The following is an 18,197-nucleotide window of genomic DNA, read 5'->3' as shown; positions in this document are numbered from 1 at the left end:
TACTCTTCACATGGGCGCAACACTTGTGGAGATCCAATGAGCCAGGAAGTCCTGACCACCGAAACCAATCGTCGCCAGTTGCAGCAGATCATCGCCGGGCTGTCCGACGGGGTGATTCTGCTGGAACTGGATCAGAGCATCCTCTGGGCCAATGAAGCGGCGCTGGCCATGCACGGTGTCAGCAAGATCGGTGAGCTGGGCCACAACGCCACCGAGTACGCGCAACGCTTCAGTCTGCGCTATCGCAATAATCACTCGCTGACCGCAGAGAATTACCCGATCAGCCGCGTGGCCCGCTGCGAGGCGTTCAGTGATGTGCTGATTGAAGTGTTCGCCGTAGATGACCCCGAACGCGTCTGGGTACACAGCGTGCGCAGCATGGTGCTGACTGACCGCGAAGGACAGCCCGAGTCGCTGGTGCTGATCATGAGCGACGTCACTGATTGGGCCAACGCCGAGCAGCGTTTCGAAAAGACCTTCAATGCCAACCCGGCGCCGGCGGTGATCTGTCGTATCAGCGATTTGCGTTACATCAAGGTCAATCCGGGTTTTTTGGAGATGACCGGTTATACCCGCGAACAGGTGATCGGCACTTCGGCTTATGAGATTGATATTTACGAGCAGGCGGAGAAGCGCGATCTGGCGATTCAGCGACTGCGCGATGTCGAGACCATTCCGCAGATGCAGGCTGAATTGCGCTTGCCCGATGGCAGCAGCAAACAGGTGATCGTCGCCGGACAACCGCTGGTGCTCAATGATGAAGACTGCATGCTGTTTTCCTTTGTCGACATGGAATTGCGGCACAAGGCTGAAGTGGCGCTGCGCCAGAGTGAGGAGCGGTTTGCCAAGGCGTTTCGCCTGACGCCGGTGCCGATTCTGATCTGCACGGCGGATGAGCAGCGAGTGCTCGACGTCAATCAGGCGTTTCTCGATACGCTGACATTTGACAGTGAAGATGTGCTCGGTAAAACCGTGACGCAGATCGGTTTTATCGATGACAACGGGGCACGTACTCGTTTGCTCGCGGCGCTTGAGAAAAACGGCCGGGTGGATCGGGTGGATGTGCGGGTGCGCACCAAAGACGCCGACTTGCTGGAGTGCGCGCTGTCGGCCGACATGGTGAATATTCATGATGTGCCTTGCTATTTGCTGGTGCTGATGGACATCACCGAGCGCAAACGCACCGAGCTTGAGTTGGTGGCTGCCATTGAAGAGGTGATGAAAGACGCCTCATGGTTCAGCCGCACGTTGATCGAAAAACTGGCCAATGTGAAGAAGGTCAACTCGCCGCAATTGCCGAGCGTGTCGTTCACCGATCTGACGGCGCGTGAGCGTGATGTGCTGGGTTTGATCTGTGAAGGGCTGGCAGACAAGGAGATCGCCGCGCGGCTGAAACTGGCGCCGAACACGGTGCGTAATCACGTGGCGACTGTGTATTCCAAGCTCGATGTGCACAGCCGCAGCGAGGCGATTGTCTGGGCTCGGGAACGAGGGTTGTTTTCCGGTGAGTGGCGGGGGCAGCGCTAGGGTGCAAATGCACTAGTTGATCCGGTGCAAATTCGGGTGTTGGCGGGCGGGGGCTGTTCTTAGTCTGGTGGGGTGCGATACGAGCCTGTTTTGGCTTGGGATCGTGTCCCATCGAGCAGTTAAAGGAACGGCCTCAATGATGAATCTTGCGCAGTTGCGTGCCCGGCTTGAACAGAGCTTTTCGCCGCTGGCGTGTGAGTGTTCGGTTGATGGTGATCATTCGCTGACGGTGAAGCTTTATCATCCGGTGTCAGGGCAGGTGGATCTGGTGATCAGTGGGTTGAAGCTGGATGCGTTGCGAACGCCGGAGTCGGTGGAAGCGTTGATTGATGAGTTGCGGTATGAGCTTGAGAGCAATTCTTTGCGCTCGTCTATTGATCCGGTTTTGTAGGTGTAGCGGAGTGTTGCTTTTGGTCTTTGGGTGTTTATCCGTTTTTTGGTGATGGCTGCTGGCGGTTTCGCCCTGACGGTCGACTCCCTTTGGCAAACGCCCCAAAGGAAGCAAAGGTCTTCACCCTGACGTACGGCCCCTCGCTGTGGCTCGGGGTCCCTTCGCTACGGTGTTCATCCGGGGGCATCGCCTCCGGTTTGCTGCGCTGCACCTCCTCTCGATGTGTTCGACTTCGTCGAACGGCGCTTCGCGCCTCCCCGGATAAACCCCTCCACTCAGCCTCCCGACGGGCTCTGAGATCAGGAGCTGCACTCGAGCTAACGCTCATTGTGTTGAGTGGTGGAGGTCAAAAGCGGCACTTGAGCTAACGCTCATTGTGTTGAGTGGTGGAGGTCAAAAGCGGCACTTGAGCTAACGCTCATTGTGTTAAGTGGTGTAAGTCAAAAGCGGTTGGCTTTGGCTTTTGCTCTATGTGGGAGCCAGCCTGCTGGCGAAGGCGTTCTTTCGGCTGGCCCATTGCCGTGGGATGTACATCAATCGTGTGGGAGCTGGCTTGCCAGCGATGTCGCCCTGACAGCCAACCATTCTCTTACTGCTGCACCCCGATCAAACTGTAGGAGTGAGCCTGCTCGCGATGGCGACCTGCAAGCCAACCAACCTCTAACTGAATGCACTCAATCCATTGTGGGAGCTGGCCCGCCAGCCAACCATTCTCTTCCTGCTGCACCCGATCCAACTGTAGGAGTGAGCCTGCTCGCGATGGCGACCTGCAAGCCAACCAACCTCTAACTGAATGCACTCAATCCATTGTGGGAGCTGGCCCGCCAGCCAACCATTCTCTTCCTGCTGCACCCCGATCAAACTGTAGGAGTGAGCCTGCTCGCGATGGCGACCTGCAATCCAACCAACCGCTAACTGAATGCACTCAATCCATTGTGGGAGCTGGCCCGCCAGCCGACCATTCTCTTACTGCTGCACCCGATCAAACTGTAGGAGTGAGCCTGCTCGCGATGGCGGCCTGCCAACCAACCAACCGCTAACTGAATGCACTCAATCCATTGTGGGAGCTGGCTTGCCAGCGATGACGATCAGTCTGGCGAAGCGGATCATGAGTCTTTTTCCCTTCAAATCCGGCGCAAAATCGACAGCTCTGGCGCTTCGGCGTGGCCGGTTTACTGGCGCTTGCGGGGCTGTCGGCTATAAAGAATGAGTGGTCAGGTCTTCCGTGGTCGGTTTGATTGCGGGAGTTTGTCTCTCATTTCTCGCGGGTCGTCCTATGAACAATCTTGGGAAACGCGTGTGTTCACCGTTGTCATTGGCTTTTGCTGTGGCGCTGTTGGCCGGTTGTGCCAGTCCGCCGCCACCGCCACCGGTCACTCCACCGCCACCGCCGGAACGTACTTGCCAGGTCCTCGAAAACACTGAGGTCGCCGGCGACATGTACGTTGACGGGCAAGTGACTCGACACATCACCACTACTCGTTGCGTCACTCAATAACGCCGGCGGGGCGCAAGTCTCGGGTTGAGCGGATTGTGCTGGTGGCCGATCTGCTCGGCACGGCGGTGTTTGCCGTGGAAGGCGCGATTGCGGCGATGCGCAGTCAGCTCGATTTGCTTGGGGTGATGGTGATTGCGTTCATCGTTGCCCTCGGCGGCGGGGTCACCCGTGATCTGTTGATCGGCGCCACGCCACCCAATGCGGTGGCGGATTGGCGCTATCCGGCGTTGGCGTTTTTCATGGGTGGCCTGGCGTTTGTCTGTCATCAACAGGTGCTGGGTTGGTCCGGTTCGACGCTGATTGTGCTGGATGCGGCGGGGCTGGCGCTGTTTGCTGTGGCCGGGGCGCAGAAGGCCCTGAACTTCGGGATCACGCCGTTTGTGGCCATGCTGATGGGCACGATTACTGGCGTCGGCGGCGGGGTGCTTCGCGACATTGTGCTGGCGCGGATACCGGTCGTGTTGCAGGCGGATTTGTATGCCAGTTCGGCTTTTACCGGTGCGGCGGTGTTGATCATCGCACGGCGTTGCGGTGTGCCACCGGTCGCAGCGGCGCTGCTGGCAGGCGCAGCGTGTTTGCTGCTGCGCCTGCTGTCAGTGCATTTCGGCTGGCAGTTGCCGAAGGTCATTGATGCCTGAGTTTCAGACTTCTTCGAGGCGGACCCAACGCTGCTCGCGCGCGGCGAGGCGAATTGCCGTGGCCAGACGCTCGACGGCCCAGGCCTGTTCGAAGTCGGTGCCACCCTGATGGTTACCGGCCAACGCCATCAGCACGTCATGCACCTCTAACGTCTTCAGTTCGTTGTAACCCAATTGATGACCCGGAGCAGGGCTGAACGCGGCGTAGCCCGGCAGGTTGGGGCCGGCGAGCAGGCGCTGGAAACCGTCCTGTCCGGCGCGGAACAGACGCAGTTCGTTCAAGCGCTCCTGATCGAAGATGAGGGTGCCGCGCGTGCCGCTGATTTCAAAGCTCAGGTGGTTCTTGTAGCCGTGTTTGAGCCAACTGCTGCTGAACGTGCCTCGGGCGCCGTTGGCGAAACGCAGCAGGGCGTGGACTTGATCGTCGACGTTGATCGGTTTTTTCGAGGTGCCGGCCGGGCGTTGGCTGTGGACGGTCTGGGTGTCGGCGCAAACCGCTGTGACTTCGCCGACCAGGTAGCGCGCCATCGATAGCAAGTGACTGCCGAGGTCCGCCAACGCACCGCCGGCATGTGCCGGGTCGCAGCGCCATGACCACGGCGAGTCGGGATCGGCCATGAAGTCTTCACTGAACTCACCCTGAAAGCTGATGATCTCGCCGAGTTTGCCGTCGCGAATCAAGTCATGAGCCAGCGTGATCATCGGGTTGTGCTGGTAGTTGTAGCCGACCCGCGTGACCACTCCGGCGTCTCTGGCGGCCTGACGCATGGCGCTGGCTTGTTCGAGGTTCACCGCCAGGGGTTTTTCGCAGTACACCGCTTTGCCGGCAGCCAGGGCGGCCATGGCCATCGGGTAGTGCAGGTGATTGGGGGTGGTGATGGCGACCAGATTGACCTTGGGGTCATCGATCAATTGTTGCCAGTCGCTGTGATGCGCGGCAAAACCCCAGGCTTCGGCACAGTGGCGGGCACGCTGTGGATCGGCGTCGGCGAGGGCGGCGAGGGAGAGTTTGAACGGCAGTTCGAACACTGCACTGACATTGCGAAACGCCAAGGCATGGGCACGGCCCATGAAACCTGTGCCGATGAGACCGATACCGAGTTCGCGCATAGCCGTATTCCTTGGGTTTTTATTTTCAGGAAGGCTATTTATGGAATAAAAATTCTCTATATGCAAATTTCAGAATAAATATTCATTCTCTGTAGGAGCTGCCGCAGGCTGCGATCTTTTGATCTTGTTTTTAAAAGACAGATCAAAAGATCGCAGCCTGCGGCAGCTCCTACAGGTTCGTGTTTCAGTGGGGGTCAGGACAGGAAACCACCGTCGACATTCAGCGAGACGCCCGTGGTGTAGCTCGATGCATCGCTGGCCAGATACAACACCGCGCCAGCCATTTCGCTCGGATCGGCCACGCGTTTGAGCGGAATCTGGGTCAACGCCTGCTTGAGGATCGCATCGTTTTTCACCAGTGCCGAGGCAAATTTGGTGTCGGTCAGGCCCGGCAGCAGGGCGTTGCAGCGGATGCCGAATTGCGCGCATTCCTTGGCGAAGACTTTGGTCATGTTGATCACCGCCGCTTTGGTCACCGAGTAGATGCCCTGGAAGATCCCCGGCGAAATGCCGTTGATCGACGCGACGTTGATGATGCTGCCGCCACCGTTCTCGCGCATCAGCTTGCCGGCTTCGACCGACATGAAGAAATAGCCACGAATGTTCACGTCAACGGTCTTCTGGAAAGCACCCAGGTCGGTGTCGAGCACGTTGCAGAACTGCGGGTTGGTCGCGGCATTGTTGACCAGGATGTCGAGGCGGCCGAACTGTTCCTTGATCCCGGCGAACACTTGGCTGATCTGTTCCATTTCGCCGATGTGGCAGGCCACGGCAGTGGCTTTGCCGCCAGCAGCGATGATCGCGTCGGCGACGTGCTGGCAGCCATCGAGTTTGCGGCTCGAGACGATCACATGCGCGCCTTGCTGGGCCAACAGTTTGGCGATGGCTTCACCGATGCCACGGCTGGCGCCGGAGACGAAAGCGATCTTGCCGTCGAGGTCGAACAACTGAGTCTTGGACATAAGGGTTCCTGGGTGTGGGCCGTCAGAGGCTCGATTTCGCAATGACCTGCAGGCTCATCTGCTCCAGCAGTTTGTTCATGTGAATGAACTGCGCGAAGCGTTTGTCCTGGGTCTGGCCGTGGTAGAAGCGGTAGTAGATCTGCTGCACGATGCCGGCCAGACGGAACAGGCCGTAGGTGTAGTAGAAGTCGAAATTGTCGATCTGGATGCCCGAGCGCTCGGCGTAATAATCGACGAATTCGCGGCGAGTCAGCATGCCCGGGGCGTGGCTTGGCTGACGGCGCATCAGTTGCACCGGCGCCGGGTCGTCGGCCTGTATCCAGTAAGCGAGGGTGTTGCCCAGGTCCATCAGCGGATCGCCGAGAGTGGTCAGTTCCCAGTCGAGCACGCCGATGATCTGCATCGGGTTGTGCGGGTCGAGGATGACGTTGTCGAAACGGTAGTCGTTGTGGACGATGCTCGAGGTCGGGTGGTCGGCCGGCATCTTCTCGTTGAGCCAGGTTTTTACCGCTTCCCAGTGCGGCGCGTCGGGGGTCAGGGCTTTTTCGTAGCGCTCGCTCCAGCCTTTGATCTGGCGGGCGACGTAGCCTTCCGGTTTGCCCAGATCGCCGAGGCCGCAGGCGTTGTAGTCGACCCGGTGGAGTTCGACGAAGCGGTCGATAAAGCTCTTGCACAGCGCTTCGGTTTTCGCCGAATCGAGGCCCAGTTCCGGCGGCAGTTCCGAGCGCAGGATGATGCCGTTGACTCGTTCCATCACGTAGAACTCGGCGCCGATCACCGATTCGTCGGTGCAGTGCACGTAGGCTTTCGGGCAGTACGGGAAGCCGTCGCGCAACTGATTGAGAATGCGGAATTCGCGGCCCATATCGTGGGCGGATTTGGCTTTGTGGCCGAATGGCGGACGACGCAGGACGAACTCCTGTTCCGGGTATTCCAGCAGGTAGGTCAGGTTCGACGCGCCGCCGGGAAACTGGCTGATCGCAGGCAATCCGCCAAGACCCGGAATGTGTGCCTTGAGGTACGGATCGATCAGGCTGGCATCAAGTTCTTCGCCAGAGCGGATACGGGTGGACTGGTCAGTAAGCGCCATGCTTATCCCTTCTGCTTATTTTGGAGGCCAGACATCATTGGCTAATCTAATGGCGCGCTCGGGCGGTCACAAGCGCGGGGCGGTCTTATAGGTTAGCGTGTTGCACGATAATCACCTTTGGGAATGTGCGCGGCGGGCCGTGGGCGTCTAAGGTTTAGCGGGTATGCCGTGTCCACGAAGGAGTCGTGAAATGGGCTGTCCGCAAGTCTGTGCCACCGCCACATTGCAATGCAGCTTCGGCGCCGCGCCGGCGATGCTCAATGTGCTGCCGGTCAACCGCACGCTGACCGGCGGGATGCCGGCGGCGAACATCATGGATCACATTCCGCTGGTCAACATCCTGCCGTTTGGCGTGTGCATGAGCATGGCCAACCCGATGGTCGCCGCTGCCACTGCGGCGGCGCTGGGCGTGTTGACGCCGATGCCGTGCATTCCGGCGACCGCGACGCCGTGGATTCCCGGCGGCGCGCCGACGCTGCTGCTCGGCGGGATGCCGGCGATCGACGCCAACAGCACGTTGATGTGCAACTGGGCGGGGGTGATCAAGATCGCGATGCCGGGGCAGATGCAGATGCTCATTCCCTGAGGCTTGTGTTGCCGAGTCTGGCCTCTTCGCGAGCAGGCTCGCTCCCACATTCGAGCGCATTCCAGCTGAAGAAACACAATCAACTGTGGGAGCGAGCCTGCTCGCGAAGAGGCCAGTGCTGCCAATAAAAAACTTCAGGCCTGTTGCGGATCCGCCCACCTGCGATACCACCAGCGCACCCGCGAAATCGGCTTGCCATCCGCGCCCAGCGGCCGCCCATCCTCGGCAAATCCTTGCTCGGGCTCCAGCAACTGCCCATTCACATACCGGGCGTCGACCGCCGTTTTCCCGTTCGGATGAAAGCGCTGATAGCGCCCCTCACGCACGCCATCGCGATAAAACTCCGCCTCAGCCACTTGCCCATCCGGGAAGTAATTGAACGCCTCGCCATGCAACAACCCGCGCCGGTAAGTGGCCTTGCGCTGCAACCAACCCTCGGCTGAATAAAAACTCGCCACGCCTTGCACCTTGTCGCGCACAAACGGCATCTGCGCGGAGACTTTGCCGTTGGGGTGATAGAGCAGCGACATGCCCTGCAATTCACCGTGGCTGTAATTCAGATCCGCCTGTTTGCGCCCGTCATCCTTGATCTGCAGGGCGCCGTCGAGCTGACCGTCCTGCAAACGACCCTTCAACTGTTTGTCATCCTGCTGTAGATCCAGCGGTGTGATCGCCATGCCTGCTCCTTGTCAGTTGACCTGCACCAGGCCGCCCTTGATGGTCAGCATGCCGCCGCCATCGACGGTCTGTGAAGCTGCGCCCTTGTTGGTCAGGCTGATGCCAGCGTCGTTGGTCAGCGTGGTGCCGGCCTTGTTATCCAGTGAAGTGCCGGCCTGATTGGTCAAGGCAGTGCCAGCCTTGTGCGTGATCGAAGTGCTCGCCGAGGTCGCCAGATCGGCGCCGCTCTTGATCGTGAAACTGCCGCCGCTTTGCAGGGTGAGGGTGCCGCTGACTTTAATTGTCAGGTTGCCGTCCACCGTCAGGCTGTAATCGCCGGTGACCTTGTCGGTGTAGTTGCCGCCGGTGCTGTGGTTCTGATCGGCGCCAACCTTGACCGTGCGGCTGTCCTTCACATCGAGGCTGTCGCTGCCGGTCTGGATCGTCACGCTGCGTTTGCCTTTTTCCAGAGTCACGGTCTCGTCGCCGTCCTTGACCGTGCGGGTGCGGGCGTTTTGTACGGTGAGAGTTTCGTCATGGCCGACAGTGGCGGTGGTGTCGTTGAGCACGTTGATTTTCAGATCTTTCTGCGCCTGCAAGAACACCTCTTCAGCGTCTTTCTTGTCCTCGAAGCGCAACTCGTTGAAGCCACCGCCGCCCTTGGACGATTGAGTCTTGATCCCCGATTGCGTCTGGTTGGCCGGCAGCGCATAGGGCAGGGCGTTATCACCGTTATAGACGCAACCGGTCACCAGCGGCCGATCCGGATCACCGTCGATAAAGGTCACGATGACTTCCTGACCGATGCGCGGAATGAACTGCATGCCGAATCCCTTACCGCTCCACGGCAACACCACGCGCACCCAGCAGGAACTGCTTTCATCATTCTTGCCGTCGCGATCCCAGGGGAACTGCAACTTGATCCGGCCGTATTCGTCAGTCCAGATTTCCTCGCCGGACTTGCCCACCACAATCGCGGTTTGCGGGTGCATGCGCGGTTTCGGTGTGCTGCGTTGCGGGCGAAACGGTGTGGCTTTCGGGATTGCCTCGAAGCGGTTGCGATAGCTTTCATGGCTGGCGTCATGGGTCACTCGCGTGACGATCCAATCGATATTCAGGCTCGCATCGTCGTGGCCGGCGAGGGTGAACCAGTGTCCGGGGATCAGCCAGCGGCAGTCGCTCTCGCCGACAAAGCGTTTTTCCTCACTGCGCAAACCGTCGACGCGTTGCTTGGTCAGCGTATCGCCGCGTGCCTTGGCGTTGTAACCGCCGGGATGCTCATAGATCGAACGTGGCCCGGCTACCGCTTCGGCCTGACCATACAGTGACGTGGTTGGCGTGGTGAATTCGTAATCCGTCGCCCGATACACCCCGGCGACCGCCTGCAAACAGACTTGGCCCGAGCGGATGCCGTGCAGTTCACGTTCGCCTAATCCTTGCCCCAGATAACTGACTTTCGGCCCGTTGGGGATCGGCACGAAAGCATCGTTGCTGTCGCCAAGCACTAGCGTGTGCATGCCATCGTCGTGGGTGAAAAACCAGAAGATGCCTTCTTCCTCGAGCAGTCGCGAGACGAAGGCGAAATCGCTCTCGCCATACTGCACGCAGTATTCACGCGGGGTGTAGCTGGCGGTCAGCGAGAGTTTGAAATCGGTGAAACCGTGGGCCTTGAAGATCGTCGTGACGATGTCCGAGGTGGCGAGGTTCTGGAACACACGGTTGTTGCTGGCCAGTGTCAGCCACCACAGCCAGGGTCTTAACACCAACTGATAGCGCTCGGCGGTGGCGTCGGCGGGGAGTTGGCGGATCTCGGCGACCAAGGCATCGAACGGGCGCATTTGCGCGTCGTTGTGCAGGGTGGTGGTGACGTGGGTGGCGACTGCGCTGGTGAGGGTGAGTGAGGTGCCGTCGTTGAGGCCGTTGAGAGTCTGTACAGCCAGCGAATTGAGTGCTTCTTCACCGGACAGTGACTCAGGGAAGAGCGCGGCCAGCGAAGTGGCAGTGAGGGAGAGACTGGTGTTGCTGTCGGTGGAGCGGGGCATTGAATATCCTCAATGGCAACGCAAATTCAAGTTCATCCGGTGACGTCAAACAGTATTGGCCGGTGATCAGGACCTGACATGTCGAATACATGCGCCAACCCGGTAATGTCGACGACTTTGACAGTCACGTCTGCCGAGGCCAGGACCCAATCGAGAATCCCGCCTTTGCTTTGTGTTTGCTGACCGCCCCAACAGTCGTAGGCAAGGCCTGCGGTATCGAGTTGTCCGACGTTGGCGTAATCGAGGTTCAAGTCGCCCGTCGCCACCCACCTGCCGCCCAATGCCGTGCAGGACTTGAGCTGGCTTCGAGTAAGCCCGGTCTGCCCGGATTTGAAGTGCGCAAGAAACACGTAGCCGGTATAGCCCTTCACGCCGTTGGCCTCCACGGCAATCAGATCCCTGTTCAAACCGAACAGACTGCCCTGGCTGCAGACTTGAAGAGTTTCAAAGCTTTTTACAAGGACGATGTAGGCGTTTGAATAACCTCCATCGAAGGCATATACCGAGTAAGTCTTGTAGATGGCCGCGAGGTTGGATCGGTAGTTGTCGACCTGAGCCGAATGGATTTCACACAAAAAAACGATATCCGCATCCCACGCATCACTGGTGCAGCAATTGTGGATAAAGAAATCCACCTGAGTCTGCTTGTCGAGCGTTGAGGACTTACCGTTCTTTTCGACATTGAAACTTCCGATTCTCATGCTTGGTTACCCAACGATTCATGCGTTCAGAGAGATCAACTGCCAAACCTGAGTGTTACTGGTTTACCGTGAAATTTTCCTTCGAAGGCTTTCGGTTTTTCTCTTTGTGCTGATCGAGTTCTTTCACCGCATTGCGCATTCGTCTAGTCGTCATTCGTCCCGAACAGGCCCGATATATCCATATCAGGCTGTAGCGCCGGCGTGTTCGGCGGTACGTAACGGACGACACGCGGGTGATAGGCGTCTGTGGCGATGTAAGACAGCGCGGGTTCATTACCCGTGAAAATATCGGTATGCACGGAAAAAACCTGGCCACGCCGAAAACAGTGTGGCAACGGATCATCGAGATCGAAGCCGCTATATGACAGTAACCGGTTCGGTGTCACTGTCATGCGAATCAGGCCTTTATCGGTCACGTTCGAGCCTTTTGCAATGGACACTATCTTGATATCCGGATGACTTCCCTCCACCGTATTGTGGTAGAGATGTCCACTCTCGATAATCGATCTCTCCCAGTAGCGCAGTACTCGGATGTTGCCCACCGCCACACCTGCCAATCCGATGCCGTAGAGATCAGCCTTTGTCGCCGAGGTGAAAAGCCGATGCTGATTTTCTTCGTGCCAGGTATCGAGTGGACGGATGATTTCCTCGGCTAGCCAAGCATGGTCTTCGACGTGCTGATACTCATGGGCAAGAATGTGAGACATGAACTGTGCCGCCCCCGGTTGCGGATACATCTCGATCGTCCACTGACTGTTGTGCTGGTTCAGCAGGTTTTTGTTCTCCATTTTTGAAAACCAGGATTTGGCAGTAGGGGAAAACATTTCTCCTCGTTGAACAAAGCAATCGGTGAGTACTTTGAGAATTTGCGGGCCGTTTTGAGTCGTGTACTGCCAACAACTTGTCAGGGGACGTTCCGGCAGACTGATTTCCCATGAAATATTGTGCTGTGCACAACGAGTGATTTGTGCAGTAAACACCGGGCCGTTGGTATAGGTAATTGTTGGTGCATCGAAATCCGTCGGCTGCATCAAGCCTCGGCGTTTTATCGGTATGGCACTGACCCCATTGTAAAAGGGCTCGGTGAAGCCGAAGTCGGGTGCACCGTCCTCGATGAAAGCCCTTGCCGGATTTTTCAACGTGTAAGACTCGGGATAACTCATACTCAGGTCTAGCATGATCTCTCCAATACAAAAAATTTCGATGCACCCATGGGCCGCGTTGCAAACGGTTTACTCCAACACCCACTCCGCCAACTTCCCCGTCACCTGCGTCATCAACACATTCTCGACATCTCGCGCACCGGCCGCGCTGCACTTGGCGAGCACTGCTTTAACGATTCCTGAATCAAACTCGAACTGTTTGCCGGTCGCGGCCTTGTAGCGGCCACGCAACTTCTCCAGCTTCGCCAGCACAATCCCTTCCAGCGTCGCTTCATCCAGCGGTCGATACGCGACCACGGTCATGCGCGCCAGAAACGCTGGGCGGAAGGCTTGCAGGAGGACTTTGTGCAGGGCCTCGTTGAAGGCTTCCGAGCCGAGTTGCGCCACGGGCGTATCCAGTAAAAGCTCCGCGCCGACGTTGCTGGTGGCCAACATCACGGTGTTCTTGAAATCCACCACCAGACCGGTGCCGTCCTCCATCAAGCCTTTGTCGAAGACGTTGTAAAACGCCTCCAGCACATCCGGATGCGCCTTCTCGATTTCATCCAGCAACACCACCGAATAGGGCTTGCGTCGTACCGCTTCGGTGAGCACGCCACCGCTGCCGTAGCCGACATAACCGGGCGGCGCGCCTTTGAGTTGGCTGACGGTATGGGCTTCCTGATATTCCGAGAGGTTGATGCTGATCAGGTTGCGTTCGCCGCCATACAAGGCGTCGGCCAGCGCATACGCGGTTTCGGTTTTGCCGACGCCGGTGGGGCCGACTAAAAGGAAAACACCCACCGGTTTCTGTGGATCAGTGAGCCCGGCGCGGTAAGCCTGCAAGCGTTGGGCGATGGTATTGAGCGCGGTGGTTTGACCCATGACGCGTAAACCCATGCGCTGGCCGAGAGTACGCACAGCGTGGGCTTCATCGGCGAGCATCTTGCCGACGGGGATGCCGGTCCAGCCTGCAATGACAGCGGCGACGGTTTTGCTGTCGACCTGTTCCGGCACCAGCGGATCGTCCTGGCGAATCGCATCCAGCCCGGCCTCAAGGCGCAGTAGTTCGGCGGCGAGATGGTCGATGCGGCTGTCGGTGGCTTCATCGGGTTTGTCGCTGTCGGCGCGCTCGCTCAAGTCGAGCAATTCGCGGCGAGTATCGAGCAGTTCACGCACCGCCACGCGCTCCTCGCCCCAGCGGGTTTCCAGTTCGCGGATGGCCTGCACATTGGTTTTCGATTCATCTTCCAGCAGGGTAATTCGCTCACGGTGATCAAGCCCTGTGGCCTGCTCACGGCGCAGGCGTTCGACTTCATCCTTGAGGCTGTTTTGCCGGTGGCGCAGGCTTTCCAGCGGAGGCGGTACGTCGTGCTGGCCGAGGGCGACGCGGGCGCAGGCGGTGTCGAGAACGCTGATGGCTTTGTCCGGCAACTGGCGGCCGGAGATGTAGCGGTGCGAGAGTTTCACCGCTTCATGGATTGCTGCGTCGAGCACTTGCACGCCGTGGTGTTGCTCCAGCTTTGCGGCGACGCCGCGGAGCATTTCCACCGCGGTGATTTCGTCCGGTTCCTCAACCTGCACCAGTTGAAAGCGGCGGGCGAGGGCCGGGTCTTTCTCGAAGTATTTTTTATATTCCATCCAGGTTGTGGCGGCGAGGGTGCGCAGTTCGCCCCGGGCCAGCGCCGGTTTCAAAAGATTCGCCGCATCGCTGCCGCCCTCGGCACCGCCGGCCCCGATCAGCGTGTGGGCCTCGTCGATGAACAAGATGATTGGCTTGTCGGCGCTGCGCACCGCGTCGATCACGCCTTTCAAACGCTGTTCGAATTCACCTTTGACTCCGGCGCCGGCCTGCAGCAGGCCGAGGTCAAGCACGCGCAGGCTGACTTCCTGCAACGACGGCGGCACGTCTCCTGCGGCGATGCGCAGGGCCAGACCTTCGACCACGGCGGTTTTGCCGACGCCGGGTGCACCGACCAGAATCGGATTGTTCTGGCGACGGCGAAGAAGAATATCGATGCACTGACGAATCTCGCCATCGCGGCCAACGATCGGATCGATGCGCCCGGCGTGAGCGTCGGCGGTCAGGTCCTGGGTGTATTGGTCGAGTACCGAATCCTGTCTCGGCGCCGAACCTTTAGACGGCGCGGTTCGCGGACCAACGTGTTCGCGAGAGTTTTCCGTCCACTCCAGCAGATTCGCGCGCAGGGCTTCCTTGGGAATTCGCAGCAACGACGACGCGCTGTTGAGCAGCAGACTGCGGCGCTCATCGCGATCAATCAGCGCCAACAAAAGCAGCCCCGAACGAATGCTGTCGAGCCCCAGCACACTGGCCTGCACCACCGCATCTTCGAGCAAACCCAAAGTGTGTGAAGACAATGCCGGTGTGCGCGTGCTGCCGCCCTTGAACAGGTCCAGCGCCTTGTTGATCTCCGCTGTCAGCGCATCGCGTTCCAGACCAAATCGCGGCAGCAGAAAAGCAAAATCCCCGCCCTCGATGTCGAGCAATTCCAGCAGCAAATGTTCGATCTCGACAAAGTGATGTCCGCGTTGCAAACAGCGCTGCGCGGCGCGTTCGAGGGCGCGGCGGTTGTCCGGGTTGAGGCGTCCGATCAGGCTGGCCAGTTCCATTTCAGGTGATCTCCAGCTGACAAAGACGGGTTTCGATCTGTTGCACGGCGAGGCTGGCCTGACGCTGCAATCCACCGTTCCAGCTCAGCAGCGCAGGAGTTTGGCGACTGAGTTTCATTGGCCCGGCACCGCGCACCAGCAGCACCAGTTTCACGTCCAGATCCGGGCCGAAATACAGCGCCGCAAGACTCGCCAGTGCCGGGTGCGCTTCGCCGTCAGGCAAAAAGCGCCCGGCCTGCGACGAGGGCAATGGGCCAAGTGTCAGGCGAATGCCGGCGTGTTCATCCCAGACTCGTTTGCCGGCAACGGCCGTGCGCCCGAGTTGCAGATTGCGCCCGCCGGCCTTCATCAGGCTGCGGCTGGCCAACGGAATCTCGCGCCAGGCACCTTCGTAAGCGCTGAGCTCGACCGGCACTTCGAACTGTTCACGGACAATCGCGGCGAACCCTGCCAGTGAGCGGCGGCCATCGGCAAACAGCGCCGTGCAGGCCAGCACGGCGCAATCGGCAACGGCCTGACGTTCCTGCAAAGACTTGGGCAACAAGCCGGTCAACGCGCGCAATTGCGCTTGCACCGGCGAAGCGCCTGGCGTGACAAACCCCAAGGCGATGCGGTGTTTGCGCATCACCTTGTAAAGCAGACTGAGCAGTCGATGCTGGAACAGATCGAGGAATTCGGCCGGCGCATGATCCTTGGCGCGCGCCCGTTGTTGCAGCCACTCCTGATAGGCGTAGGGCAACGGCCCGTCAGGCCCGCCGAGGCCGAAAACCGGTGTGTCGATCGTCAGCGCTTCGCCCGGCTCTTCAGTCAGGCTTTCGATCTGGCTGGCGGCGAACATCGGTGTCAGCGGCCCGCGCAACTTCAGCGCTTCGGCTTGTGGCGAGGTGCCGCTGCCGAGGGATTCGGCTTGTGGTTGTTCGCGCTCCAGCAACAGCAACGCCTGCAACAACTCGAACGCCTGCGGATCGCGGCGCAGGCGCTGGCTCAGGGTCAGAGCGACAGGGGCATGCCGGCTTGGGGTTGCCATGCCTTGACCTCCTTGTCGCCCTGCATCAATACCGTGCGCACAAAGCGATTGGCCGTGGCGTACAGCGAAAAGAATTGCGCCAGCACCGCCGAAAACAGCACCGCGCTGCTGCCGACAAAGTGCTGCGGATCAAGCTGCAATTGCACCTCCAGGCCATTGCGCCAACCGCGCCAGGCATCGACGCCGACATGACCGATTACCCGTTCGCAATTGATCCCCAGCAGGCCTTCAATCTGGCGCAGGGCACTGGCCTCGTCGCGCAGATTGTGCAGCAGCAGAATCTCTTTCAACGCGTCCAGCGCCTGCGGGCCTTCGACCAGCGACAAGTGGTTGAGGGTCAATTGCGACACCAGCCGCCAGCGAGAATCACCGTCGAGGCGCGGCAGGCTTTGCGGGGTCGGTGGGTTGCGTAAACGCGCCCACGCCACCGGGCCGGGGCGCTCGAAACCCAGCGGCGTACCGGCCGGCAAGCTCTGCGCCAAATGGCGATTGGTGCAGAGCAATTCGGCCGTGAGGCTGTAATCGGGCAGGTCGGTCTGCGGTTCGAAACGGGTATCGACCACGCTCACCAACAGGTCACTGCCGAGGCGGTTCGGGGTCATGCCGTGAACCCTGCGCGCATGCCAGTAACGCTGTTGATCGCCGCCGCTGTGTTGGCTGCCGTAATAGGCCGGCAGCCGTTGCACGCCAGTGCTGGAACTGGCACGCATGCCACGAATGCTGTGAATTTCCACGCTGTTTTCGCGGTGGCTGTCGGCGATCAAACGATATTCGCTGCGCGTGCCATCGGGGCGTAGCGGCTCGGAGGTACGTGGGAACAGGTTGATCACCGGCGCACAGCCGAGGGCGATGTCACTGGCTTGCAGATGCAGGCGACTACCCGGGGCGCGGTCGAAGACGATGTACAGATAAAGCGTCTGACTGTCGCTGGCCGCGCCGGCCAATGGCAGGTCAAAAAAATGAAATTTGTCGGGGAACGCAAAATATTCGGCGAGCAGGCGCATGCCCGGGTGCACCCCGTCTTCATCGGGCAACAGTGCTTCGTCCTCAGCGAAACCGACGATTCGCGGCAAGCCTTTGAGCGCTGTCGGAACGCTGCCCGGCGACCCGGCCAGCACCTGCACGGCGTGGGCACCGAGTAGGTCGTAGAGGCAGGCGTTGATCACCGGCGACGCCGCCAGATGAATGCGCAAATGTTCGATGCCCAACTCTGACCATTGGCTCTCGCCGAGGCAGCGCAGGCTCAGGCGCAGCGCCGAACGCGACTGCGCCACGCCGGTCAGCGCCTGCGCCTCGTCGCTGCCGAGCAACAAAGCTTCGCTCACTTCAATCGGCCACAGGCGCACGGCGGCGCTGGTACGAAAGTGGATGCTTTCGCCCCTGCTGGTGGTGACGAACAGCGGTGTATCGCGGGGCAGGGGATAACCGCCGTCGAGCTTGCCTTTGCTCGGGTCCGGCTCGAACTGGACGATGGCGCACGACGGCAACGGGCGCATGGCCAATGGATAAAGTTGCTCAAGCAGGGCGTCGCTGAACTCGGCGTAGTCGTCATCCAGCCGCCGCTGTAATCGGGCCGCCAGCAGGGCGAAACCCTCCAGCAGGCGCTCGACGTGCGGGTCGGGGCATTCGCCGGGGGACAATTCCAGACGCCGGGCGACTTTCGGATAGCGCTCGGCAAACTGGCTGCCGGCGTGGCGCAACCAGGTCAGTTCGCGCTGGTAGTAGTCGAGCAGTTGCGGGTCAATCGAGTCGCTCATGGCGCACCTCCAGCCCCTGGCCACCGGGCTCGATGACGAACGCTACCGGCCAGTGCTGGTGGCCGCTGCGCAACTCGCCGACCAAGCGAATGCTCATTTGCTGCGGGTGCTCGGCCAGGGGATTGACCTGAACCTCGCCCAGCTTCAGGCGCGGTTCGAAATGGCTAATGGCTTCGCGGATATCCCGCGCCAGGCGACGGCGGTCATCGCTGCGCTGCTGTTGCAGGGCGCTCCAGTCGGCGATGCCGTAGTCGATCACGCTGGGTGGGTTGGTCAACGTGCGCGGGCCGCGACGAGTGTTGAACAGGCGCCCGAGCTCGGCGTGCACCGAGTCGAGCAAATCCTGCCGATCAAACTCCCGCACGCCGTCGCCCTCGCTCGAAGCGAGGCGTTCGAACAGCGGCGGGAGTATGCCGGTGCCTGCCATGGCCGGGGCGC

16 protein-coding genes are annotated in these 18,197 nt (G+C 59.9%); 5 read left to right on the top strand and 11 right to left on the bottom strand.

Annotated features, from left to right (window positions below; translation table 11 throughout):
• Window positions 1-36: 36 nt before the first annotated feature.
• The 4 genes from JFT91_RS21665 to JFT91_RS21650 all read left to right on the top strand — a co-directional run bounded on the left by JFT91_RS21665 (window position 37) and on the right by JFT91_RS21650 (window position 4,054).
• Window positions 37-1,527: a helix-turn-helix transcriptional regulator gene (locus JFT91_RS21665; protein ID WP_201233804.1), complete on the top strand. Its 1,491-nt coding sequence runs from the start codon at window positions 37-39 to the stop codon at window positions 1,525-1,527.
• 136 nt (window positions 1,528-1,663) lie between these two features.
• The gene (locus JFT91_RS21660; RefSeq protein ID WP_201233803.1) at window positions 1,664-1,918 is read left to right on the top strand and encodes a DUF1652 domain-containing protein; all 255 of its coding nucleotides are present in this window, start codon (window positions 1,664-1,666) and stop codon (window positions 1,916-1,918) included.
• A gap of 1,276 nt (window positions 1,919-3,194) precedes the next feature.
• Entirely contained in the window at window positions 3,195-3,416 is a 222-nt protein-coding gene (locus tag JFT91_RS21655) for a hypothetical protein (protein WP_201233802.1), read from the top strand.
• A 41-nt stretch (window positions 3,417-3,457) separates the two neighbouring features.
• A complete protein-coding gene (locus JFT91_RS21650) occupies window positions 3,458-4,054 on the top strand; it encodes a trimeric intracellular cation channel family protein (RefSeq protein WP_347340648.1) in 597 nt (198 codons plus the stop codon).
• Between the two features lie 3 nt (window positions 4,055-4,057).
• Here JFT91_RS21650 and JFT91_RS21645 read toward each other — a convergent pair whose 3' ends face one another.
• The 3 genes from JFT91_RS21645 to JFT91_RS21635 form a co-directional block, all read right to left on the bottom strand.
• Window positions 4,058-5,164: a Gfo/Idh/MocA family protein gene (locus JFT91_RS21645; RefSeq protein WP_201233801.1), complete on the bottom strand. Its 1,107-nt coding sequence runs from the start codon at window positions 5,162-5,164 to the stop codon at window positions 4,058-4,060.
• 194 nt (window positions 5,165-5,358) lie between these two features.
• Window positions 5,359-6,126 carry an SDR family oxidoreductase gene (locus JFT91_RS21640; RefSeq protein ID WP_123532129.1) on the bottom strand — a complete coding sequence of 256 codons (768 nt, stop codon included), beginning with the start codon at window positions 6,124-6,126 and terminating at the stop codon, window positions 5,359-5,361.
• Between the two features lie 22 nt (window positions 6,127-6,148).
• A complete protein-coding gene (locus tag JFT91_RS21635; protein WP_201226262.1) occupies window positions 6,149-7,216 on the bottom strand; it encodes a phosphotransferase family protein in 1,068 nt (355 codons plus the stop codon).
• 190 nt (window positions 7,217-7,406) lie between these two features.
• On the opposite strand from JFT91_RS21635, the gene JFT91_RS21630 reads away from it, so the two are divergent.
• On the top strand, window positions 7,407-7,802 hold the full coding sequence (locus JFT91_RS21630; protein ID WP_166220822.1) for a DUF4280 domain-containing protein: 396 nt from the start codon (window positions 7,407-7,409) through the stop codon (window positions 7,800-7,802).
• A 134-nt stretch (window positions 7,803-7,936) separates the two neighbouring features.
• Here the strand turns inward: JFT91_RS21630 and JFT91_RS21625 are convergent, their stop codons facing one another.
• From JFT91_RS21625 to tssE, 8 genes are all read right to left on the bottom strand, one after another.
• Window positions 7,937-8,479: a toxin-antitoxin system YwqK family antitoxin gene (locus JFT91_RS21625; RefSeq protein WP_201233800.1), complete on the bottom strand. Its 543-nt coding sequence runs from the start codon at window positions 8,477-8,479 to the stop codon at window positions 7,937-7,939.
• Between the two features lie 12 nt (window positions 8,480-8,491).
• Window positions 8,492-10,501 (bottom strand): type VI secretion system Vgr family protein, encoded by a 2,010-nt coding sequence (locus JFT91_RS21620; protein ID WP_201233799.1) that lies wholly within the window; start codon window positions 10,499-10,501, stop codon window positions 8,492-8,494.
• A 32-nt stretch (window positions 10,502-10,533) separates the two neighbouring features.
• Entirely contained in the window at window positions 10,534-11,202 is a 669-nt protein-coding gene (locus JFT91_RS21615) for an endonuclease/exonuclease/phosphatase family protein (RefSeq protein WP_201233798.1), read from the bottom strand.
• Window positions 11,203-11,345: 143 nt separating this feature from the next.
• Complete coding sequence (locus tag JFT91_RS21610) at window positions 11,346-12,380, bottom strand: hypothetical protein (RefSeq protein ID WP_201233797.1); 1,035 nt, start codon at window positions 12,378-12,380, stop codon at window positions 11,346-11,348.
• A gap of 54 nt (window positions 12,381-12,434) precedes the next feature.
• Window positions 12,435-14,975 carry a type VI secretion system ATPase TssH gene (tssH, locus tag JFT91_RS21605; RefSeq protein ID WP_201233796.1) on the bottom strand — a complete coding sequence of 847 codons (2,541 nt, stop codon included), beginning with the start codon at window positions 14,973-14,975 and terminating at the stop codon, window positions 12,435-12,437.
• Window position 14,976: 1 nt separating this feature from the next.
• Window positions 14,977-16,002, bottom strand: a complete 1,026-nt coding sequence (gene tssG, locus JFT91_RS21600; protein ID WP_201233795.1) for a type VI secretion system baseplate subunit TssG — start codon at window positions 16,000-16,002, stop codon at window positions 14,977-14,979.
• The gene (gene tssF / locus JFT91_RS21595) at window positions 15,966-17,759 is read right to left on the bottom strand and encodes a type VI secretion system baseplate subunit TssF (protein ID WP_201233794.1); all 1,794 of its coding nucleotides are present in this window, start codon (window positions 17,757-17,759) and stop codon (window positions 15,966-15,968) included. Before tssF ends, tssG begins: the two co-directional genes overlap by 37 nt.
• Window positions 17,743-18,186 carry a type VI secretion system baseplate subunit TssE gene (gene tssE / locus JFT91_RS21590; protein WP_201233793.1) on the bottom strand — a complete coding sequence of 148 codons (444 nt, stop codon included), beginning with the start codon at window positions 18,184-18,186 and terminating at the stop codon, window positions 17,743-17,745. Before tssE ends, tssF begins: the two co-directional genes overlap by 17 nt.
• Window positions 18,187-18,197: the final 11 nt, after the last annotated feature.

The organism is Pseudomonas sp. TH08, from assembly GCF_016651275.1.
Lineage (GTDB): Bacteria > Pseudomonadota > Gammaproteobacteria > Pseudomonadales > Pseudomonadaceae > Aquipseudomonas.
This window is presented reverse-complemented; position numbering and strand designations above follow the sequence as displayed.